Raw genomic sequence first — 11,108 nt, forward strand, 5'->3', positions numbered from 1 at the left:
GGCCGATCATGAAACTCAACGCTTTGCTGGTCCTGTCGGCGCTGTGGTTGCCCGTGGCGTGGTGCAGCAATGGTCCGGCCGTGGCGCGGGTCAATGGCGAGGAAATTTCCCAGTTGCGCCTGGAGCGTTATTTCGCCGAGTACCTGGAGGATCAAGGCCGGGCGGTGGGCAGCATTCGCAATCCCAAGGCCTACGAGCAGTTGCGCAGGGCGGCGCTGGACGCTTTGATCGACCGGGAATTGTTGTGGCAGGAGGCGCTCAGGCGCGGTGTGGTGATCAGTGATGAGGCTGTGCAGGATCAGGTCGAGCAGACACGGCAGGCGATGGGCGGCGCGCAGGTGTTCGTCCGGCGCCTGGAAGATGCCGGTTTCGACGAGGCCGGCTACATCGAATATACCCGTCGCGAACTGGCGGCCCGGCAGGTGTTTAACGATCTCACCAAGGCCGGCGAGCCTGACGAACAGGAGGTCCGGGACTTTTATGCCGAACACCGCGCGCAGATGAGTCGGCCAGAGGAAGTCCAGGCCAGACACATTTTGATTAAAGTTGCCCCCGCAGCAGACGCTTCCACCGTCGAGGCCGCACGGCTACGCTTGGTTGAACTACGTGCGACGATCGCCGCCGGAGCTGATTTTGCCACGGTGGCCCGCAGCGCCTCCGAAGACGCTTCGGCCAGTGCGGGCGGCGACCTGGGTTACTTCCCTCGCGGGCGTATGCTGCCGCAGTTCGAGGCCGCGGCTTTTGCCCTGGCGCCGGGGGCGGTCAGTGAACCGGTTCGCACTGCGCTGGGCTGGCATCTGATTAATTTACAGAACCACCTGGAGGCGGCGGATGTCCCAGAAGAGCAAGGACTTGACATGGTTCGGGCGTACCTCGCCCGGCAAAAACAGGTGCAGGCTCGTCTACAGGCACTGGCGCAGTTGCGGTCAAGCAATCGAATCGAGCGGATTGACGATGAATAGGGGAATTCCCCGAAAGTGGGGGAAAAACTTCAATGCCAGTCCGATGGTTTTCCCCGAGTCTGGGGGATGGAACTTGCGTACCAGATGGCATTGTTTTTAAATTCAAGGACATGAAAACCTGATATTACCGGCACCAGCCTGGCATGAAGTGTGCGTTAGTCCCGATAGGGCGCGCACTCTGACAGGTTCAAATCCCGGACCTGCGGTTTCAAGGAGTCCACCTTGGTGAACAAAGTACTGGTTGTCGAAGACGAACAGCTGCTTGCACATAACCTCCAGGATTACCTGCAGGCGCAAGGGCTGGAAGTCAGAATTGCTCATAACGGGGTAGACGGAATCGGTGAGGCCGATGAATTCCACCCCAATGTGATGGTGTTCGATTACCGCTTGCCCGATATCGAAGGCTTTGAGGTGCTCGATGCCGTCCGCCGGAACGGGAAGTGTCATTTCGTGCTGATTACCGGGCACCCAACCGCTGAAGTCTGTGAGCGGGCCCGGCAAATGGGCGTCAGCCATATCCTGTTCAAACCCTTTCCAATGGCGGAATTGGCCCGGGCAGTCTGTGATCTTCTAGGGGTAAAGCGCGAACCCAAAGCGGGCGTGAGCACTTCTGCAGGCTTTGTCGAACGACGCCAGAGCAGGACCGAGAGTTTCCCGCTGCAGTTGTACGACGGTAGTTGGGTGCTTGCAGATCGCCGACGCAGTTCATCGGCTTCCATGGCGCCAGACGACGAACAATTGCTCACCGGGGAGTAATGGCGCGACAAGAGGTTTCGGCCCCCGCCGTAATTGCTCGCCGCGCCGACAGGGCTCAAAGCCCCGGGCGTTGGAGAGCAAGCCATGGACCGTCTATCCCTTGCCGCAGAACCGGCGCCGCTGGAATCTGTACCGTCACGCTTCTGCAGTGAGCAATTGGCCCAGGCAAGGGCCCTGGCGGCCTCTTCCGGCGAGCGAGTACTGAACGCTCTTGCAGAGTTGTCCGAACTGGCGCCCATGCCGTTCATTCAGTGCCTCGGTGCGACCCTGCATTATCCGGTACTGGACACCGACAGCCTGTTCCAGTCCACCCCGGTCTTCGATCGGGTCACCCTGGCCCAATGCCTCAAGCGTGAATTCATCCTGCTGCGACACGACGATGCGGTCATCGGCGTGTTTGCCGACCCCTTCGACACTGCACGCCTGGCCTGGATCGACGATTGCCTGCATGGGGCGCCGCTGTACCTGGTGCATGCCGACGACCTCAAGGCCTACCTGGCGCGCCACGAAGAAAGCTTCCACGCGGTGGAATCGCTCAATGCCCAGGCCGAAGGCGGCGCCGAAATCGACACCCTGCAAAGCCTGTCGCTGACCAGCATCAGCGAAGACGCCAGCGTGGTGGTCAAGCTGGTCAACTCGACGCTGTACGACGCGCTGAAAATGCACGCCAGTGACATCCACCTCGGTACCACCGGCAGCGGGTTGGTGATCAAGTACCGGATCGATGGTGTGTTGAACAACATCAGCAAGATCCAGGGCAACGAATTCGCCGAACAAGTGATTTCCCGGGTCAAGGTCATGGCCGAACTGGACATTGGCGAAAAACGCGTGCCCCAGGACGGGCGCTTCAAAATCGGTATCAGCGGCCGCCAGATCGACTTTCGGGTGTCGATCATGCCGAGCATTTTCGGCGAGGACGCGGTACTGCGGGTGCTCGACAAGCAGGACCTGGCGGACAAGGTCTGTGGCGTGCAATTGCAGGCCCTGGGTTTTGAAGAGGACACCCTGCGCCAGCTGCGCCGGCTGGCGGCCGAACCCTACGGCATGGTGCTGGTGACCGGCCCTACCGGCAGCGGCAAGACCACCACCCTGTACGCGATGATTACCGAGATCAACCACGGCGTGGACAAGATCATCACCATTGAGGACCCGGTGGAGTACCAACTGCCGGGCGTGCTGCAAATTCCCGTCAACGAGAAGAAAGGCCTGACGTTCGCCCGTGGCCTGCGCTCGATCCTGCGCCATGACCCGGACAAGATCATGGTCGGCGAAATCCGCGACCCGGACACTGCGCAGATCGCCGTGCAGTCGGCGCTCACCGGTCACCTGGTGTTCACCACCATTCACGCCAACAACGTGTTCGACGTGATTGGCCGCTTCACCCAGATGGAAATCGACCCATACAGTCTCGTCTCCGCGCTCAATGCGGTGCTGGCTCAGCGCCTGATTCGGCTGGTCTGCACCAGTTGCAGCACAGCCTACAGCCCCAGCGAGGAAGAGTTGCAGGCCTCGGGGCTCGACCCGCTTCAGGTCGCGCACTACCACTTCGTTCACGGCAAGGGTTGCGGCCATTGCCGTGGCACTGGATATCGCGGACGCAGCGCCATTGCCGAGCTGCTGCACCTGGACGACGAACTGCGGCAAATGATCGTCGAGCGTCAGCCCATTTCGAAAATCAAGGCCCATGCCTGCAAACGTGGCTTGCGTCTGTTGCGCGAATCGGCGCTTGAACTGGTGGAACAAGGTCGTACCACTCTCGAGGAGATCAATCGTGTCACTTTTATCTCGTGATCAATACGTCGCCGTGCTCGGCGCCAGTGGCGTCGGCCTGGGTCAGCGCCAGGGCAGCGCCACCCACTGGCTGGGCAGCGTCGGCTACATCGACGAAGGCTTCCAGGCCTGGACCGTGGCGCTGGACACCCTCGACCGCCTGCTGGCCGAACATGTCACCACCAGGGCGGAGCTGACCGTGGTGATTTCCGGACACTTCAGCCGGTTTTGTCTGGTGCCGTGGAGCGACCAGATCAGCACCCCGAGCGAACTGCTCGGTTTTGCCCAGCTGTGTTTCGAGGACCTCTACGGAGCACCGACGCAACCCTGGAGCCTGGTGTTGTCGGCCGAGCCTGCGGGCTACGACCGGGTGGCCAGTGCGCTGCCGCAAGGCCTGCTCGATCGTCTGCGCAGCCTGGCCAGCGATCGAGGCCTGCGCCTGCGTTCGGTGCAGCCGTACCTGATGGCAGCGTTCAATCATTTCGATAAGAGCTTCGACGCCGGCGACTTCCTGTTCGTGGTCGCCGAGCCGGTGCGCAGCGTACTGTTGCTGGCCCGGGAAGGGCGCTGGAGTTCGGTGCGCTCGGTGGGCAGCAGCGACAGCGATGCTGCATTGACCGCGCTGATCGGCCGCGAAACCCAGTTGCAGGCCTCCACCAGCGAGCGGCCACTGAACGTTTACCTGCATGCCCCGGCACGTGTTGACTCACACCCCGAAGTGCCCGGTGTGCACCTGCGCAGCCTTGACGAAGACCGGACATCCGTACGCGATAGCCTGTACGTCATGTCTCGGGCGGTGGCCTGAAATGCGCGCCCTGGTGCTCGACTTTCAGCCCCGTCGCCGCGCCGGTCCCCTGGGCTGGAGCCTGCTGGCCGGTGGCGTGGTGCTGACGCTGACCTGCCTGCTGGTGCAGCAGCACTTGAGCGGCGAGGCCGAACAACAGCAGGGCCACCTGCAAACCGCCCAGCGTGTGCTCACCGGTGACACCGGCGGCAAGGTCAGCCTGACCCCGGCGCAAACCCGCGAGCAGGCACAAAACCTTGCGGAAATGCGCAAGGTCTCCCTGCAACTGCGCCGGCCCTGGGAGCGTTTGTTCGCCTCGCTGGAAGCCATGCCACGGGAAAACGTGGCCCTGCTGACCCTGACCCCGGACGCTCGCAAGGGCCAGGTGCGGATCAGCGCTGAGGCGCGCGACCTGGACGCCATGCTCGACTTCCACCGGCGTCTCGAAGCCAGCGACGAGCTGTCCGATGTCTCGCTGCTCAGTCACGAAATCGTTGCCAACGTGCCGGAACACCCGGTGCAGTTCAACCTGTCAGCTACCTGGGAGATCGGCGATGCAAATCCCTAAATTGATCGTCCACGAATACCTGCAGGGCCTGGGTGTACCAGGCCTCGCCGGGTTGGCAATGCTAGTGCTGGCGCTGACCTACGGCCTGGCCGGATTGTTGCCGGACTGGCAGTCGCTGCAGCACCTGAGCCAGCAGACCCGCGAAGCCAGCGAGTACCTGGCCCGGGTCGAGGACGGCACAGTCACCGCCCCGGTGGTGCCGCAGCGTCAGCTCGACGACTTCCGCAGCAAGCTGCCGTCACAGCCCCAGGCCACCGTCGCCATCGACAAGATATATGCCCTGGCCGCCCAGGAGCGCATCACCCTGGCCCGGGGTGAATACTCCCTGGGCATCGACCCCAAGACCCACCTGGCGCGGTACCAGATTCTGTTGCCGGTGCGCGGCAGCTATCCGCAACTACGGCGCTTTTTGCACGCCTTGCTCGGCCAGTTGCCGGCGGTGGTGCTTGAAGACGTGGAGTTGCAGCGCAAGAAAATCGCCGATACCGACCTGACCGGGCGGATCCGCATGACCCTTTACCTGTCGAGGTCATGATGAATACCAAACGTGTTGTGAGTTGGCTGGCGTTCTTCGGCGTGGCGGCGGCGCTGGCCTGGATTCCCGAATTGCTCAAACGTGATGATGACAGCGACCTGGCGGTCGCCAGCGTGACCACCCCGGCCAAAGGCACAAAAACTGCCCTACAGACTGCCGCGCCAGCCCGCGCCTTGCCGGTGGCGATCAAGGACCTGAGCCCGGCGGGCGATCTGTTCGTTACCCGCAGCTGGAAAACCGCGCCGGCACTCGCCACCGTCATCGAACAACCGGTAGACGTGACTCCAGAGGTGCAAGTCCCCACTGCACCGCCAGTGCCCTTCGAGTTTGTCGGCAGGCTGGCTGACCGCTCCGATCTGCAGGTGTTTTTGCAGAGCGGCGAAAAGATCTACGTCGTGCGCAAAGGGGATGTGATCGACGAAACCTGGCGGATCGAGCGGATTTCCGATGCGGAACTGAGCCTGGTCTACCTGCCGCTGCGTTTATCGCAGACCTTGTCTGTGGGGAGCACGCAATGAACCGATCCCGTTTGCTGTTGAGCCTTGCGATCTGTTTAGGGCTGGCTGCGTGCAGTACGGCGCAGCTCGCCAACGAGGAAGCGTCCGAGCTGATCGAGGCGGGCCAGTATGAAGCAGGTCTGGCTCGCATCGAAGAGGGGTTGCGTGAAAATCCGCGCGATACACAGCTGCACATCGCCCTGAACAACGGTCGCACCCGTGCGGTGAAGGCGCTGATGACCCAGGGCGACATGGATCGGGCCCAGCGCAATTTCGCCGGGGCTCGCATGTCCTACAGCCGGCTGCTGAACATTGAACCGAACAACCGTCGCGCCCAGGATTCCCTGCGTCAGCTCGACTACCTGCGCAGCATGGATGAGAAGCTTGAACTGGCCCGCGGCGACCTGCGTCGCGGCGACATCTACGGCGCCGACCGCCAGGTCAAACAGATTCTTGAGCTGGATCCGAAAAATGAAGGCGCCCTGGAGCTGCAAGACAACATCCGTCTGGTACAGAGCCGCAATGTGGTGGCGTACCCGCAGTTGCGCACCCGTCTCGACCGGCCGGTGACCCTGGAGTTTCGGGATGCCTACCTCAAGACCATCTTTGAAGTGCTGTCCCAGGTTGCCGGTCTGAATTTCATTTTCGACAAGGATCTGCGCCCGGACATGAAAGCCACCATCTTCGTGCGTGATGTGCGCATCGAAGACGCCGTGGAACTGCTGCTGCAACAGAACCAGCTGCATCAGAAAGTGGTGAATGAAAACACCTTGCTGATCTACCCCGACTCGCCGCAGAAGCTCAAGGATTATCAGGAGCTGGTGATGCGTACCTTCTACCTGACCAGCATCGATGCCAACACTGCGTTGAACATGGTCAAGACCATGCTCAAGACCCGTGACGTGTTCGTCGACGAACGCCTCAATACCCTGACCATGCGTGACAGCAGCGATGCCATCCGCATGGCCGAGAAACTGCTGCAGTCCCAGGACCAGTCCAACCCCGAAGTGGTGCTGGAAGTAGAAGTCATGGAAGTGGCCCGCCAGCGCATTCTCGACCTTGGCCTGCAATGGCCGAACACCTTTGGTGTCGTCAACAGCGACGGATCGGCGGTGACCCTCCTCGATCAGCTCAAAGGCATCAACTCCGGCCGGATCACTATCAACCCCTCGCCACAGGCCAAGATCAACGCCCAGGACAAGGACATCAACACCCTGGCAAGCCCGGTGATACGGGTCAGCAACCGCGAACAGGCGCGTATCCACATCGGTCAGCGGGTGCCGATCATCAGTGCCACTTCGGTGCCTTCGACCCAGGGGCCGGTGATCACCGAGAGCGTGACTTACCTCGATGTCGGTTTGAAACTGGAAGTGCAACCCACCGTGCACCTGAACAACGAAGTCGCCATCAAGGTCGCGCTGGAAGTCAGCAACGCCACGCCACTGGAACCGACCCGCCAGGGCACCATTCCGGTCCAGGTCGATACCCGCAACGCCCAGACCACCTTGCGTCTGCATGACGGCGAAACGCAGATTCTCGCCGGCCTGGTGCGCAACGACCATGGCAGCACCGGTAACAAGATCCCGGGTCTTGGCGACATTCCCGGCCTGGGCCGTTTGTTCGGCAGCAACCGGGACGACGTCATCAAATCCGAGCTGGTGCTGTCGATCACCCCGCGCATTGTGCGCAACCTGCCGTACCAGAGTCCGTCGGACATGGAATTCCCGACCGGCACCGAAACCAGCATGCACATCCAGGCACCGGATCGTTCAATGGGTGCATCGGTCCAGGCGCCGAACATGGCCTCGCCGATCGCCACCACAGTAACCATCGAGAAGCCATGATCATGAACGCCTCGCAACGCGGTTTTACCCTGATCGAAGTCGTGGTGACGCTGGCCCTGATCGGCCTGCTGGCCGGTATGGCCGCGCCGCTGACCGAGACCGTGGTGCGCCGGGGCAAAGAGCAGGACCTGCGCACCGCGCTGTACCAGATTCGCGATGCCATCGACGCTTACAAACGGGCATTCGACGCCGGTTACATCGAGAAGACGCTGAACAGCAGCGGTTACCCGCCGAACCTGAAAATACTGGTCGATGGCGTGCGTGACGTGCGCAGCGCCAAGGGCGGCAAGTTCTATTTCCTGCGGCGCATCCCCCGCGACCCGCTGGCTGTGGTCAAGCGCGACGACGAAGGCGGCTGGGGCCTGCGCTCCTATGACAGTTCGGCCGAGAACCCGCGGGAGGGCGAGGACGTCTTTGACGTTTACTCCAAGGCCCGCGGCAAGGGGCTCAACGGCGTCACCTATCGGGAGTGGTGAAATCATGCGTCGGCAAAAGGGCTTTACCCTGTTGGAACTGATGGTGGTCATGGCAATCATCGCCACCTTGATGACGATCGCCTTGCCACGCTATTTCAACAGCCTGGAGGCGTCGAAAGAGACCACCCTGCGCCAGAGCCTGTCGGCCATGCGTGAGGCGCTGGACCACTACTACGGCGATACCGGGCGGTATCCCGACTCCATTGATCAACTGGTCGAACAGCGCTACCTGCGCGTTCAGCCGACCGACCCGATCGCCGAGCGCAAGGACACCTGGGTCTTGGTGGCACCGCCCGAAGGCGTGGCGGGCGGGGTGGCCGATATCAAGAGTGGCGCTACAGGGAGGGCGCGTGATGGCAGCCGTTATTCCGAGTGGTAAGCCTGCGCGCGAGGACGGCTTCACCTACCTGGGTGTGCTGTTTCTGATCATGGTGATGGGCATGGGCCTGGCCAGTGCCGGGGAGTTGTGGGCCACCGCCGCCCGCCGCGATCGCGAGCGCCAGTTGCTTTGGGTCGGCACTCAGTATGCCCAGGCGCTGCGCAGCTATTACCGCAGTTCGCCAGGCGTGGCCTTGTACCCCAAAGAGCTTGCCGACTTGTTGCAGGACGAGCGTTTTCCCTCGGCCAAGCGCCATATCCGCCAGTTGTATCCGGACCCTGTCGGCGGCGGCGAGTGGGAGTTGATGCGCGGCACTGACGGACGTATTACCGGGGTGTACTGCCCCTCCGAGCAGAGGCCGCTGAAGCAGGCGGACTTCCCCAGTCAGTGGTCGGACTTCAACGGCATGGCCAGCTACAAGGACTGGCAGTTCGTCGCCGAAAAAGCCTTCCTCGACGGCACCTCCGGCCCCGCCAAAGGCCAGTCCAATGCCCCCCAGGCGTTGCAGCCATGAATCGCAGCTGGCTGGCGGCGCTGGTGCTGATGTTCAGCGCGAGCCTGGCCTGGGGCGAAGAAGACGAGATGCTCGGTTTCATCATCGACGACACCATCTCGCACATCGGCCATGACTTTTATTACTCGTTCAGTGAACGCCTGCGTGCCACCAGCCCGATGGATTTCAACCTGGTGGTACGGGAAAGACCTTCGGCGCGCTGGGGCAGCCTGGTGACCGTGGAGTTTCAGCAACGCCTGGTGTATCGACGCTTTCTGCCGCCGAACACCGTGGAGTTGAAAGACGAGGCCTATGAGGCAGCCGACCTGGTCCGCGCGCAGATCGTGCGGCGCAAGCTCGAAGCCCTGTTGCAGGACACCACCGACCTTGAGAGGGACGAACTATGAGGGAAAAAACTTTCTTGCAACGTACCGGCCTGTGTCTGCTCGGCCTCGGCGGTTGCGGCCTGGTCCAGGCTACCGAACTGGTGTACACCCCCGTCAACCCGTCGTTTGGCGGCAACCCGCTGAACGGCACCTGGTTGCTCAACAACGCCCAGTCACAGAACGACTACGACGACCCTGACTTGAAAGACCGCACCACGGTGGCCGCGACTTCGGCTCTGGAGCGTTTTACCAGTCAGCTGCAATCGCGATTGCTGGGGCAATTGCTCGACAACATCTCCACGGGCAACACGGGGAGCCTGTCAACGGACGCTTTTATCGTCGATGTGATCGACGACTCCGGGGCACTGACCATCAATGTCACCGATCGTTTGACCGGTGAAGTGTCGGAAATCCAGGTGAATGGCATCGCCCCTTGAAGGGGATTCGGGTTGATGGGGAGTTACAGACATGAAAAAAACAATCGTGCTGGGGATGTTGCTGGCGGCGCTTTGCGGCTGTGGTCTGCGCGAGCCGATGTCCGCCGAACAGGACACGGAAACGCCGACCCTGACCCCCAGGGCTTCGACCTACTACGACTTGCTCAACATGCCACGGCCCAAGGGCCGGTTGATGGCGGTGGTCTATGGTTTCCGCGACCAGACCGGGCAGTACAAGCCGACCCCGGCCAGTTCATTCTCCACCAGTGTCACGCAGGGCGCGGCAAGCATGCTGATGGATGCGTTGCAGGCCAGCGGCTGGTTCGTGGTGCTTGAGCGCGAAGGGCTGCAGAACCTGCTGACCGAACGCAAGATCATCCGCGCCTCGCAAAAGAAACCCAATACGCCGGTGAACATCATGGGGGAACTGCCACCGCTGCAGGCGGCGAACATGATGCTCGAAGGCGGCATCATCGCCTATGACACCAACGTGCGCAGCGGCGGGGAAGGGGCGCGCTATCTGGGTATCGACATTGCCCGGGAGTATCGCGTGGATCAGGTCACGGTGAACCTGCGGGCGGTGGACGTGCGCAGCGGCCAGGTGCTGGCCAACGTGATGACCAGCAAGACGATCTACTCCGTGGCCCGCAGCGCCGGGGTGTTCAAGTTCATCGAGTTCAAGAAGTTGCTGGAGGCCGAGGTGGGCTACACCACCAACGAACCGGCGCAATTGTGTGTGCTGTCGGCGATCGAGGCGGCGGTGGGGCATATGCTGGCGCAGGGCATCGAGCGGCGCTTGTGGCAGGTGGCCGGGGACAACTCGCCGACCAACGAGACGCTGGAGCGGTATTTGACGCAGAACAAGGTGGTACCGGAGGGTGAGGGTACTACTGGATCGGGCGAGTAACCAGAATGCCCGCGTCATCGTTAACCACTATCGCGAGCCTGCTCGCTCCTACAGTTGATCTGTGCCATCCACAAAATCCGCGAACAGCCCCGACCCCTGTAGGAGCGAGCACGCTCGCGAAAAACCCGAGAGCGCCGCGGGCATCCAGAATGTCCACGTCATAGTTAACCGCCATCGCGAGCCTGCTCGCTCCTACAGTTGATCTGTGCCATCCACAAAATCCGCGAACAGCCCCGACCCCTGTAGGAGCGAGCACGCTCGCGAAAAACCCGAGAGCGCCGCGGGCATCCAGAATGCCCGCGTCATCGTTAACC

14 protein-coding genes are annotated in these 11,108 nt (G+C 61.9%); all 14 read left to right on the top strand.

Translation table 11 applies throughout. The annotated features are described in order from the left end of the window. Nucleotides 1-8 precede the first annotated feature (8 nt). Nucleotides 9-962, top strand: a complete 954-nt coding sequence (locus tag AC07OG_RS25925) for a peptidylprolyl isomerase (RefSeq protein WP_218426002.1) — start codon at nt 9-11, stop codon at nt 960-962. Nucleotides 963-1,184: 222 nt separating this feature from the next. Next, entirely contained in the window at nt 1,185-1,718 is a 534-nt protein-coding gene (locus tag AC07OG_RS25930) for a response regulator (RefSeq protein WP_218426001.1), read from the top strand. Nucleotides 1,719-1,802: 84 nt separating this feature from the next. Further along, the gene (locus AC07OG_RS25935) at nt 1,803-3,509 is read left to right on the top strand and encodes a GspE/PulE family protein (protein ID WP_495068472.1); all 1,707 of its coding nucleotides are present in this window, start codon (nt 1,803-1,805) and stop codon (nt 3,507-3,509) included. Then, complete coding sequence (locus tag AC07OG_RS25940; protein ID WP_495068473.1) at nt 3,490-4,293, top strand: hypothetical protein; 804 nt, start codon at nt 3,490-3,492, stop codon at nt 4,291-4,293. The genes AC07OG_RS25935 and AC07OG_RS25940 overlap by 20 nt, the downstream gene beginning before the upstream one ends. Nucleotide 4,294: 1 nt before the next feature. Next, on the top strand, nt 4,295-4,840 hold the full coding sequence (locus AC07OG_RS25945) for a PilN domain-containing protein (protein WP_495068474.1): 546 nt from the start codon (nt 4,295-4,297) through the stop codon (nt 4,838-4,840). Beyond that, entirely contained in the window at nt 4,827-5,375 is a 549-nt protein-coding gene (locus tag AC07OG_RS25950; RefSeq protein ID WP_495068475.1) for a pilus assembly protein PilO, read from the top strand. The genes AC07OG_RS25945 and AC07OG_RS25950 overlap by 14 nt, the downstream gene beginning before the upstream one ends. Then, nucleotides 5,375-5,893, top strand: a complete 519-nt coding sequence (locus AC07OG_RS25955) for a hypothetical protein (RefSeq protein ID WP_495068476.1) — start codon at nt 5,375-5,377, stop codon at nt 5,891-5,893. The genes AC07OG_RS25950 and AC07OG_RS25955 overlap by 1 nt, the downstream gene beginning before the upstream one ends. After that, nucleotides 5,890-7,716 carry a secretin GspD/PilQ domain-containing protein gene (locus AC07OG_RS25960; protein ID WP_495068477.1) on the top strand — a complete coding sequence of 609 codons (1,827 nt, stop codon included), beginning with the start codon at nt 5,890-5,892 and terminating at the stop codon, nt 7,714-7,716. Before AC07OG_RS25955 ends, AC07OG_RS25960 begins: the two co-directional genes overlap by 4 nt. Nucleotides 7,717-7,718: 2 nt before the next feature. Then, complete coding sequence (locus AC07OG_RS25965) at nt 7,719-8,192, top strand: type II secretion system protein (protein WP_495068478.1); 474 nt, start codon at nt 7,719-7,721, stop codon at nt 8,190-8,192. Nucleotides 8,193-8,196: 4 nt separating this feature from the next. Further along, nucleotides 8,197-8,571 carry a type II secretion system protein gene (locus tag AC07OG_RS25970; RefSeq protein ID WP_495068479.1) on the top strand — a complete coding sequence of 125 codons (375 nt, stop codon included), beginning with the start codon at nt 8,197-8,199 and terminating at the stop codon, nt 8,569-8,571. Further along, nucleotides 8,546-9,085: a type II secretion system protein gene (locus AC07OG_RS25975; protein WP_495068480.1), complete on the top strand. Its 540-nt coding sequence runs from the start codon at nt 8,546-8,548 to the stop codon at nt 9,083-9,085. Before AC07OG_RS25970 ends, AC07OG_RS25975 begins: the two co-directional genes overlap by 26 nt. Further along, nucleotides 9,082-9,471, top strand: a complete 390-nt coding sequence (gene csgE / locus AC07OG_RS25980) for a curli production assembly/transport protein CsgE (RefSeq protein ID WP_060541887.1) — start codon at nt 9,082-9,084, stop codon at nt 9,469-9,471. Before AC07OG_RS25975 ends, csgE begins: the two co-directional genes overlap by 4 nt. Then, a complete protein-coding gene (locus tag AC07OG_RS25985) occupies nt 9,468-9,887 on the top strand; it encodes a curli assembly protein CsgF (protein ID WP_060541888.1) in 420 nt (139 codons plus the stop codon). The genes csgE and AC07OG_RS25985 overlap by 4 nt, the downstream gene beginning before the upstream one ends. A gap of 31 nt (nt 9,888-9,918) precedes the next feature. Then, nucleotides 9,919-10,794 (top strand): CsgG/HfaB family protein, encoded by an 876-nt coding sequence (locus AC07OG_RS25990; protein WP_218425993.1) that lies wholly within the window; start codon nt 9,919-9,921, stop codon nt 10,792-10,794. Nucleotides 10,795-11,108: the final 314 nt, after the last annotated feature.

The organism is Pseudomonas sp. GW821-FHT09H03, from assembly GCF_059415945.1.

What these genes read in the sequence shown, in the direction of transcription:
- AC07OG_RS25925 (WP_218426002.1), top strand. Translation starts at nt 9, where the DNA reads ATGAAACTCAACGCTTTGCTGGTCCTGTCGGCGCTGTGGTTGCCCGTG.
- AC07OG_RS25950 (WP_495068475.1), top strand. Translation starts at nt 4,827, where the DNA reads ATGCAAATCCCTAAATTGATCGTCCACGAATACCTGCAGGGCCTGGGT.
- AC07OG_RS25935 (WP_495068472.1), top strand. Translation starts at nt 1,803, where the DNA reads ATGGACCGTCTATCCCTTGCCGCAGAACCGGCGCCGCTGGAATCTGTA.
- AC07OG_RS25985 (WP_060541888.1), top strand. Translation starts at nt 9,468, where the DNA reads ATGAGGGAAAAAACTTTCTTGCAACGTACCGGCCTGTGTCTGCTCGGC.
- AC07OG_RS25965 (WP_495068478.1), top strand. Translation starts at nt 7,719, where the DNA reads ATGAACGCCTCGCAACGCGGTTTTACCCTGATCGAAGTCGTGGTGACG.
- AC07OG_RS25960 (WP_495068477.1), top strand. Translation starts at nt 5,890, where the DNA reads ATGAACCGATCCCGTTTGCTGTTGAGCCTTGCGATCTGTTTAGGGCTG.
- AC07OG_RS25955 (WP_495068476.1), top strand. Translation starts at nt 5,375, where the DNA reads ATGAATACCAAACGTGTTGTGAGTTGGCTGGCGTTCTTCGGCGTGGCG.
- AC07OG_RS25945 (WP_495068474.1), top strand. Translation starts at nt 4,295, where the DNA reads ATGCGCGCCCTGGTGCTCGACTTTCAGCCCCGTCGCCGCGCCGGTCCC.
- AC07OG_RS25975 (WP_495068480.1), top strand. Translation starts at nt 8,546, where the DNA reads ATGGCAGCCGTTATTCCGAGTGGTAAGCCTGCGCGCGAGGACGGCTTC.
- AC07OG_RS25990 (WP_218425993.1), top strand. Translation starts at nt 9,919, where the DNA reads ATGAAAAAAACAATCGTGCTGGGGATGTTGCTGGCGGCGCTTTGCGGC.
- csgE (WP_060541887.1), top strand. Translation starts at nt 9,082, where the DNA reads ATGAATCGCAGCTGGCTGGCGGCGCTGGTGCTGATGTTCAGCGCGAGC.
- AC07OG_RS25970 (WP_495068479.1), top strand. Translation starts at nt 8,197, where the DNA reads ATGCGTCGGCAAAAGGGCTTTACCCTGTTGGAACTGATGGTGGTCATG.